Source organism: Rhodothermales bacterium, assembly GCA_013002345.1.
GTDB lineage: Bacteria > Bacteroidota > Rhodothermia > Rhodothermales > JABDKH01 > JABDKH01.
In genome coordinates this window covers 1-5,417 of sequence record JABDKH010000018.1, presented here as the reverse complement: position 1 = coordinate 5,417, position 5,417 = coordinate 1, and the positions used below count along the sequence as shown (strand labels likewise).

The window sequence follows — 5,417 nt, the reverse complement described above, 5'->3', positions numbered from 1 at the left end:
GAGGAGTCAGCGAAGGAAGGCGTCCACGTCTATGTAGTAGACTCGGGTGTCGATCATTCCGATCTTAACGTCGTCGAGAGAATCAACTTCCAGAATGATGGCCTCGCAGGCGATCCCGACGGACACGGAACGCACGTCGCCGGGCTCATCGGCGCCGTCGACAACCAGACCGGAATACTTGGTGTGGCTCCGGGAGTCGCGATCCATGACTACAGGGTTCTTGACAAGTACGGACTCGCCGACGTATCGGTCGTGATCGCAGCGGTTGAGACGATCACAAAGGAGAAACTGGCGAATCCGAAGCGGGCCATGGTAGTCAACATGAGCCTCGGCGAGAACATCGGGACGACAAAATTCACGGCTCTGGACGACGCGATCCAGGCGTCGATTTCGGCGGGTGTCGTGTACGTCGTTGCTGCCGGAAACGCTGAGGCTAACGCATCCTACTTTACGCCGGCGCACGTTCCGGGAGCAATCACGGTTGGATCGTTCGGTCAGTTGAAGAGTGAAGTAAAGACCGACGTCACCTCTGGATATGGCTTCTCGTGGTTTTCGAACTACGGTCCGAGTGTTGACGTTCTCGCACCCGGTGACGCACTGATCTCCCTGTCGAGTGGAGGCAGCGTTGAGTTCCAGAGTGGCACGTCGATGTCGGCCGCGCACGTCACCGGAATCGTGGCTCGCTATCTGGCTGGAGATCCGACGGCCGCACCGGCTACTGTCGAGATAATGGTGATGAAGAGCGCGAGGACTTCAGTCTCGGGGGGTCCCTCCGGAACGACGACGCGTGGCGCGTTCGTAGTGCCGGTGCTCACACGGACCTACACGACGCCGACCTTGATCTCCAGCATAACTCTTGTGAAGTAGGTCGTCCAGTCACCGAAAACCAGCATGAGGTCCGGCGGTTAGCACACCGCCGGACCTTTCGTTTTGGCATCCACGGGCTTTTAGGCGAATAGCCCTTCCAGCTTGTCGAGGCAGCTCGTCCAGCCCATCTCGTGGTCCGTCGCGGTTTTCTCGTCGGGGAATCGCTCGTGTAAGATCACGACTTCGGTGGAATCCCCGAGTGAGTTGAACGTCACTGTCACGAGGCTCTGGTAGGCGTCGGGTATTTCTTCCCATGCCCAGGTGTACACGAGGCGGTTCGGCGCGTCGATTTCCCGATACGCTCCGATCGCGGTGTGGTACTGATCCTCACCTGTCTTCATCCGAATCCGGTAACGCCCGCCGACAGTCAGGTCGACGTCGGCGATCTCCACGGTCGCTCCTTCGGGGCAAGACCACTCGCTGAGTTTCTCCGGTTGAGTCCAGGCGTCGAAGACGACTCGCTGGCTGGCATTGATGACACGAGATAGTTGAATCGAGTTCTTGGTTTTCACATCCATTGTATTCCTTCTGTCTATGATGGAGGATCTTTATTCTGACTTATTTCTGATCCAGGTAGCGCTCCAGGCTGTCGAGTTGCTGCTCCCAGAATCTCCGGTAGCGAGATACCCATTCGGTGGCCTCGCGCATGGGTTGGGCGTTGAGTTCGCAGCGGCTGACCCGGCCGTCCGGCGTGCGGGTTACCAGCCCGGCGCGTTCCAGCACGCGCAGGTGCTTCGAAATGGCCGGCCGGGATATGTCGAAGGGCTGCGCCAGCTCATTAACGGTGGCTTCGCCCTCGGAGAGCCGCTCGAGAATGGCTCGCCGCGTCGGGTCGGACAACGCACCGAACGTCAGGTCGAGATTATGTGTATTGGTAACCATATGGTTACCAGTATAGTGAAAACAGGCCTTCCCGACAAGAGTCTGGTTGTTCTTTCCACGTCATTCTCGGAAGAACGCGGGAAACAGCGGAATCTCTCTAGACTACGCCCCGGCACGAGTCAGCTCAGAACCCCCGTCTTCCTCACGCCTTCAAGCTCGACCGCGTCGACACCCCTCCACTCTGCCACCTGTCCGATGATCATCGACCTGACGTCAGTCGCCAGCCGCCCGGCCTCTCTCTTTCCGTATGTGTCCGTTTCGACCTCCCCGACTACCTTCAACCGAATCGGCCCGGTCCCGCTGAAGCGCCAGTCATTCTTCGGCAACGCATCGACCGTTCCGTCGAGCGCTACCACAAGTACGTTCAAACGCTCCTTTATCGCCAGGCCAAAAGCCCCCTCGTTGAACGGCCGGACCCGTCCATCCTTCGACCTCGTTCCCTCCGGAAAGAAGATCACTGAACATTTCTTCCGCAGATAATCTCTCGCGGTGATCAGCGCCTTCGCGCCGTCTCGCGCGTCGCCTCGCCTCACTGGAATATCACCGGAAAGCCGCATCATCCACCCGATCACTGGCACCTTCCACAATTCGGCCTTGCCGACCCACTTCATCTCCCACGGAAGCAGACTTACGATGGGGATATCGGCAAGCGACTGGTGATTGCAGATGACGACGTACGGCTTCCGGGGGTTTTCCGGCATCCGGCCAGACACCTCGATCGACCAGAACGGATTGACCCATGTCATCGCAACTCCGAGTCGCCTGAACCAACGCCCTGTCCGGTAATGCGCTGGATCACGGTCAGTCAGCCGTACTAATGCCAACCAGGGAAGCCACACCAGCATAAGCAGGGAAACTGCTACCCATACGTAGGCGGAACGAAGAGCCGTCATCACGTCGCCAGATCGTTGAGTTCGTCACCGGGGAAGTTAGTGCGGAGGTCTCGCCAACCAAACTCGAGCCTCGATAAGCGACGGGGTTCATCGTATTTTGGAATGGCACCACCGCAATCGGCTAGATCCGTATGACGCCTTCGCAAGATCATCGCTGGATGGCTCGATGCCTGGAACTGGCCGAGCAAGGGGGTGGGTTCGTCAGTCCCAACCCGATGGTCGGATGCGTCATCGTCGGCGCCGACGGTACGATCCTGGGCAAGGGTTGGCATCGACAGTTCGGCGGTCCACATGCGGAGGTCAACGCAGTTGTCGCTGCGCAGGACGCGGGCCACGGCGACCAACTCTCGACCGCGACGCTGTACGTGAATCTGGAACCCTGTAGTCATCACGGCAAAACGCCGCCGTGCGTCGATCTGGTTCTTGAAAAGAAAATCCCCAGAGTAGTGGTTGGTATGCTGGACCCGAGTCCGGAGGTTGCCGGCAAGGGGGTCGCTGCACTGCAGGAAGCAGGTGTGGATGTTCGCGTGGGACTGATGTCGCACGAGTCATGCCGCCTGAACGAAGCGTTCATCCACCATATAGCAACATCCCGACCGCTGCTTACACTGAAAGTCGCGCAGTCTCTGGATGGCGCTGTCGCGACAGCCACCGGTGACTCTCAGTGGATCTCCGGCCCGGAGTCGCGTCACCTTGTTCACCGCTGGCGTTCGGTAATCGATGCGATCATGGTCGGAAGCGGAACGGCACACAGCGACGATCCTGCACTCACGGTGCGACACGTTGAAGGCAGGCAGCCCTGGAGAATTGTTCTCGACCGCAAGGGGAGCCTTCCCGCCGATCTGCGGCTGTTCGCAGATGAGCATACCGAGCGTACAATCAGTGTTACGGCGACAGGCATACGCCCGCCATACGCTGATGCTCTCGAGAAGGCAGGAGGGCGAGTCATCAATGTTCCGGAGACGAACCGCCATCTCGACCTTCGCAAGCTGCTGGAGAGACTGGGAGCAGGAATAGTTGACATTCCGCCAATCCAGTCCGTCATGGTGGAGGGGGGATCGGGTCTGGCGACGGCGTTGATGCAGGCAAGTCTCGTGGATCGCCTGCATCTCTTCATCGCACCCTCTCTGGTTGGAGGCGGCGTTCCGTCGTTCGGTGACTTCGGCACATCCGATGCCTCTGCGGCGTATACGTTTGCCGAGCATCACTGGGCGCATGTCGGTGATGACATGCTTTTCTCGGGATACCGGTACTCGGTCTCCGACCTTGAGCATCTGACGAGGGCTTGATTGTGTTTACGGGAATCATTGAAGCGGTGGGGGAGGTCGCAGCCGTCAGAGACCTCGGCGGAGGGAAGCAACTGAGCGTCCGGGCCGACTTTGCGCCCGATCTGCACGAGGACCAGAGCGTCTCTATCAGCGGCGTCTGTCAGACCGTGATAGCAGTGAAGGGGAACCAGTTCGATGTGGTCTCGGTCGAGGAGACACTCTTGAAGACTAACATGGGAGCGCTGCAGCCTGGATCTGCGGTAAACCTCGAGCGGTCTATCACTCCGGCTACCCGGCTGGATGGCCACCTTGTTCAGGGACACGTCGATGCAACGGGCTTGATCACAGCCGTTCAGAAGCAAACGTCAAGCTGGCTCTTCACCGTGTCATACGAAGAGCGGTATGCCGCCTACCTGATCCCAACAGGTTCCATTGCGGTCGACGGCATCAGTTTGACCGTTGCGCGACTGCACGAGGGCAGCTTCACCGTTGCCATCATCCCGTACACGTTCGACCACACCATTGTCCGCCACTGGCACGAGGGTAGCGTGGTCAATCTTGAATTCGACGTGATCGGCAAGTACGTCGCCAGATGGCTTGAGCGCGGCGATCGATCGGCAGCGCCGGACAACATCTCGATGGACCTCCTGCGCAGTACCGGCTTTGCGAAGTAGAGACCTGGACTTGCGGCTCACGGGGCTTCGACGTCGCTTCTCAGTTTCCCCGGCCCGAATCGCCTGTAGTATACCTCCCAGCCGTCGCGCTCCGCTCCCTCAAGATCGAATTCCCGGACCAGCTCGTCGATGGGTTCGATGTAGCTCTCACGACCCACCTTCCGATTGAGTACGAAGAAGAGCCACACCGAATCCGCCGCAGAACTCTCGTCCCAGAATGATCTGTCCGAATTCAAGTTGACCACAGGCAGAGTGCTCTGGCAGAAGGTTGCCATGTGGCCGAAGAACACGCCCGGCTCATCGCCGCGCACTCGCGAACTGGTTTCATTGACAAACTCCATCCCGGCTTGGAAATCCAGACCGGGGAAGGTGGCCGTCTTCAAAACTTGCTGCCCAATCCAGGTCAACAATGGCAAGAAAAGGATCGCCACACCGATACCCAGCGCCTTTGATGCCAGACCACCCCTGCGAAACAAATGAAGCGCTGACTGCACGTAGAAGACAAGCAAGACCGGCGCAACCGGTGCGTAGTAGCGATACGTGCGGACGTGTCCGACGGTGGATTTTGATACATCGACGGCGAGCAACAGGACAGCGCACGACAGGCCCAGGACAAGTACAATGAACGTCAGACTCTGAAACCGCCTGCCCTTCTCGAGATTCTTCCAGTAGTACGCCACTAAGCCAATAGTGGCTGCCAGAAGAATCAGATTCAAAATTCGCCGCCACCAACGCCTACCGACGGACGTTCTCGACTCCAGCGCCGGCACGACGGCGCGAACCACAGAGTTTTGCTTGATAGGCTCGAGGAAGAACGTGGTGAAAGGCAGAGA

Annotated in this window: 7 protein-coding genes; 3 read left to right on the top strand and 4 right to left on the bottom strand. The window is 58.8% G+C overall.

Annotated elements, in window-relative coordinates; genetic code table 11:
* On the top strand, positions 1-867 hold an 867-nt coding region (locus HKN37_00855; protein NNE45188.1), incomplete at its 5' end, for a S8 family serine peptidase.
* Positions 868-947: 80 nt separating this feature from the next.
* On the opposite strand, the gene HKN37_00850 is transcribed toward HKN37_00855, so the two are convergent.
* From HKN37_00850 to HKN37_00840, 3 genes are all read right to left on the bottom strand, one after another.
* Complete coding sequence (locus HKN37_00850) at positions 948-1,385, bottom strand: SRPBCC domain-containing protein (protein NNE45187.1); 438 nt, start codon at positions 1,383-1,385, stop codon at positions 948-950.
* A 40-nt stretch (positions 1,386-1,425) separates the two neighbouring features.
* Positions 1,426-1,749 carry a metalloregulator ArsR/SmtB family transcription factor gene (locus HKN37_00845; protein NNE45186.1) on the bottom strand — a complete coding sequence of 108 codons (324 nt, stop codon included), beginning with the start codon at positions 1,747-1,749 and terminating at the stop codon, positions 1,426-1,428.
* A 119-nt stretch (positions 1,750-1,868) separates the two neighbouring features.
* Positions 1,869-2,495, bottom strand: coding sequence for a 1-acyl-sn-glycerol-3-phosphate acyltransferase (locus HKN37_00840; protein NNE45185.1), 627 nt, complete (start codon positions 2,493-2,495; stop codon positions 1,869-1,871).
* Between the two features lie 278 nt (positions 2,496-2,773).
* Here HKN37_00840 and ribD point away from each other — a divergent pair, with 278 nt between their 5' ends.
* Together ribD and HKN37_00830 are read left to right on the top strand one after the other, a co-directional pair.
* On the top strand, positions 2,774-3,931 hold the full coding sequence (ribD, locus tag HKN37_00835; GenBank protein ID NNE45184.1) for a bifunctional diaminohydroxyphosphoribosylaminopyrimidine deaminase/5-amino-6-(5-phosphoribosylamino)uracil reductase RibD: 1,158 nt from the start codon (positions 2,774-2,776) through the stop codon (positions 3,929-3,931).
* 2 nt (positions 3,932-3,933) lie between these two features.
* Positions 3,934-4,584, top strand: coding sequence for a riboflavin synthase (locus tag HKN37_00830; protein ID NNE45183.1), 651 nt, complete (start codon positions 3,934-3,936; stop codon positions 4,582-4,584).
* 17 nt (positions 4,585-4,601) lie between these two features.
* On the opposite strand, the gene HKN37_00825 is transcribed toward HKN37_00830, so the two are convergent.
* Positions 4,602-5,300, bottom strand: coding sequence for a hypothetical protein (locus HKN37_00825; GenBank protein NNE45182.1), 699 nt, complete (start codon positions 5,298-5,300; stop codon positions 4,602-4,604).
* Positions 5,301-5,417 lie beyond the last annotated feature (117 nt).

What these genes read in the sequence shown, in the direction of transcription:
- HKN37_00840 (NNE45185.1), bottom strand. Translation starts at nt 2,495, where the DNA reads ATGACATGGGTCAATCCGTTCTGGTCGATCGAGGTGTCTGGCCGGATG.
- HKN37_00845 (NNE45186.1), bottom strand. Translation starts at nt 1,749, where the DNA reads ATGGTTACCAATACACATAATCTCGACCTGACGTTCGGTGCGTTGTCC.
- ribD (NNE45184.1), top strand. Translation starts at nt 2,774, where the DNA reads ATGACGCCTTCGCAAGATCATCGCTGGATGGCTCGATGCCTGGAACTG.
- HKN37_00850 (NNE45187.1), bottom strand. Translation starts at nt 1,385, where the DNA reads ATGGATGTGAAAACCAAGAACTCGATTCAACTATCTCGTGTCATCAAT.